Here is a 2,115-nt window from a genome sequence, read left to right as displayed (position 1 = left end):
CCTGAACGTTTCGGTGTTATCCACGGTACAGTCGTTAATGTAGGCGCTACAGCGCGCTATAATAAAGAAATTAATGGTGTCTACGCTGTTTTAATCAAAATTGACCAAGATCACATCACTTTGAATAACAAACAACTTAAATTTATCCCTGGCATGACTGTAACAACGGATGTCATTACCTCAAAACGACGTCTCATTTCTTATTTCTTTGAACCTATCACCAAAATTTTAGAACAATCTCTAAAGGAAAGATGATGTCTGTAAATGAAAATCCATCACCATCACTCATAGATCCTCTTACAGCGTTAGGAGCTATGGTTGTTTTAATGCTTACATCTCCCTTATACCGCCGCTGGCGAATCTGGGATATCGAACGAAATTTAGGACCAGCTTTACAGACTGGGCAATACAAACTCTATAAAATGAACGTGGAGAATTTTGTGCCTTTATCACTTGGGCTTTTTTAGATGAGAAAAATCATCAATCTATGTTTAAAAAAGGAGAATTTTTACCCGATGTTAATTGGCAGAATGGAAAATACGTATGGTTTATTGATTGTGTAGCACCCTATGGCCATACTGCTCATATTGTACGCGATATGCAACGAAATATATTTCCTGATCAGCGTTATTGCTACGCTGTTCGACGTAATGAAGATGGTGGAATACGAAAAATTGCACGCTGGTGTTGCTATAGAGCGCAAAATCCAGCCAAATAGTTTTTCTAAAGCAAGTGCGCATAAATCATTTACCCCTCGTCTTATAGAAAAGAATCTTTTAAAAGAGTTCTTTGAGCGATAGCTATAGCAAGAGAACCTTACCATATTTAGAGCTAACCCACTATAAATAAGTGTTTCTCAACTTACCAGACTTGCTATGAATAGCAACACAGAGGTTAAGGGGGCTAATCCACTCTCAAGCTGAACTTTGATTAACTAATTTCACTAGAATTGGCTGGGGTACCTGGATTCGAACCAGGGAATGCCGGTACCAAAAACCGGTGCCTTACCGCTTGGCTATACCCCAAAAAAACACGCTTTATAGCGACTCCTGCACCTTATAGCGATTCCTGTGATTGAACGCAATATTTGAAAATCAAAGACCTTACTTTTTTATCATAAAATTTCTGAGTCTTGTATGGCATTGCCATCAATACAAATTCGTAGCAGAAACTGATATACAGTTGTGATTTTAACATAAGCAGGAACCATTTATCCATCAATTATTTTGCTCTTTGTATTGATTTTCTAGGAACATAAAATGAAAATCTTGCAGTTTACTCATGTATCTAATAAATTTGCATATGATTTACTTTTCTTGATATATTAAAATCCCATCTTTCTCAATTTAAGAAAAAAGCTGTCACCACATTGGCAACCGGTAAGTGTATGATAGTGCTGCTGTGCTCTTGCATTAAGCATAAAGATGGTAATGTCCACTAATTTTTACATTATATTATTCATGGGTAGCTCCATAAAATGAAATCAAGCACATTGAAAAATATTTCCTAAAAATAACACTTAATATTCTGTAGAAAACATTATGATACACCCATAAACTGGAAAAGTTTTGCAAAAATTAAAAACATTTTATATGGTATTTGAAAAAATAGAGATACCAAAACAAGGAATAATCGCTATTTCCATTTACTTTTTATTCAAAAGATAATGATATTTATTACCCGCTCATAGATGTAAAAAATCTTCAGAAGCAATCTTTATGTAGACCAATACCCTTTTTGATTGATGAATATACATTTCCTAAAAGCTTCTTTTACAAAAAGAGAGACATTAAAACTAATTTCATACAAACTAGGTATTCAACATTTGCTTTTAAATTCGGTAAATGGCAAATTAGGCTTATGAAATAAGCTTAACAATTAGAATCGAGGAGATTTTTAAATGGCTTTTGAATTGCCCCCGTTGCCTTATGATTACGATGCCCTTTCGCCTTATATGTCACGCGAAACGCTTGAATATCATCATGATAAGCATCACCTTGCTTATCTTACCAACACCAATAATTTTGTGAAAGAGTTAGGCTTAGAAAATGAAAGCCTTGAAGATATTGTTAAAAAAAGTTTTGGAAAAAATATTGGTTTGTTTAATAATGCAGC

At 34.4% G+C, this 2,115-nt stretch carries 2 protein-coding genes, 1 tRNA gene and 2 pseudogenes; 4 read left to right on the top strand and 1 reads right to left on the bottom strand.

The genetic code is table 11. The annotated features are described in order from the left end of the window. The 3 genes and pseudogenes from ACFIL8_RS02260 to ACFIL8_RS02250 all read left to right on the top strand — a co-directional run. Positions 1 to 255: pseudogene (locus ACFIL8_RS02260) on the top strand (HlyD family type I secretion periplasmic adaptor subunit); the annotation flags it as partial. Further along, positions 252 to 467, top strand: a complete 216-nt coding sequence (locus ACFIL8_RS02255; protein WP_375688830.1) for a toxin-activating lysine-acyltransferase — start codon at positions 252 to 254, stop codon at positions 465 to 467. The pseudogene ACFIL8_RS02260 and the gene ACFIL8_RS02255, both read left to right, overlap by 4 nt. A 20-nt stretch (positions 468 to 487) precedes the next feature. After that, the gene (locus tag ACFIL8_RS02250) at positions 488 to 718 is read left to right on the top strand and encodes a toxin-activating lysine-acyltransferase (protein WP_375688828.1); all 231 of its coding nucleotides are present in this window, start codon (positions 488 to 490) and stop codon (positions 716 to 718) included. Positions 719 to 950: 232 nt separating this feature from the next. Here the strand turns inward: ACFIL8_RS02250 and ACFIL8_RS02245 are convergent. Further along, positions 951 to 1,025: transfer RNA gene (locus tag ACFIL8_RS02245), tRNA-Gln, on the bottom strand. A gap of 875 nt (positions 1,026 to 1,900) precedes the next feature. On the opposite strand from ACFIL8_RS02245, the pseudogene ACFIL8_RS02240 reads away from it, so the two are divergent. Next, positions 1,901 to 2,115, top strand: a pseudogene (locus ACFIL8_RS02240) (superoxide dismutase); the annotation flags it as partial.

Origin of the sequence: Bartonella sp. AP57NXGY (assembly GCF_042195805.1) — a bacterium.
Lineage (GTDB): Bacteria > Pseudomonadota > Alphaproteobacteria > Rhizobiales > Rhizobiaceae > Bartonella.
Note: the sequence above shows the minus strand (reverse complement) of the source record. Positions and strands in the feature narration are given on the sequence as shown.

Coding starts and splice junctions, on each gene's coding strand:
- ACFIL8_RS02255 (WP_375688830.1), top strand. CDS start 252: ATGATGTCTGTAAATGAAAATCCATCACCATCACTCATAGATCCTCTT.
- ACFIL8_RS02250 (WP_375688828.1), top strand. CDS start 488: ATGTTTAAAAAAGGAGAATTTTTACCCGATGTTAATTGGCAGAATGGA.